The organism is Cellulomonas sp. GbtcB1 (assembly GCF_019091725.1).
Classification (GTDB): Bacteria; Actinomycetota; Actinomycetes; order Actinomycetales; family Cellulomonadaceae; genus Cellulomonas.
The window spans coordinates 1-230 of sequence record NZ_JAGXJG010000696.1 but is presented as its reverse complement, the minus strand read 5'-3'; the positions used below and the strand labels follow the sequence as shown (position 1 = coordinate 230).

General features: G+C 69.6%; 1 protein-coding gene. It reads right to left on the bottom strand.

Annotation, left to right across the window (positions count from 1 at the left end; translation table 11 throughout):
• Positions 1-230: KH domain-containing protein (locus tag KVT14_RS21855; RefSeq protein ID WP_254631406.1), on the bottom strand; the 230-nt coding region annotated here is incomplete at both ends.

The window sequence follows — 230 nt, the reverse complement described above, 5'->3', positions numbered from 1 at the left end:
ATCTCCGGCATGTGCGGGTTGGCGGTCGCGTTGATCGCCGCCCGCGCGGCCTCCGCCCGCGGACCGTCGGTGGCGCCGATGTAGACCGTGCCGTCGTCCTCGATCGAGATGTCGGCGCCGGTCTCCTCCTGGCTCTGGTTGATCATCTTGCCCTTCGGGCCGATGGCCTCGCCGATCTTGTCGGCCGGCACCTTCACCGTGATGACGCGCGGGGCGTTCGGCGTCATCTC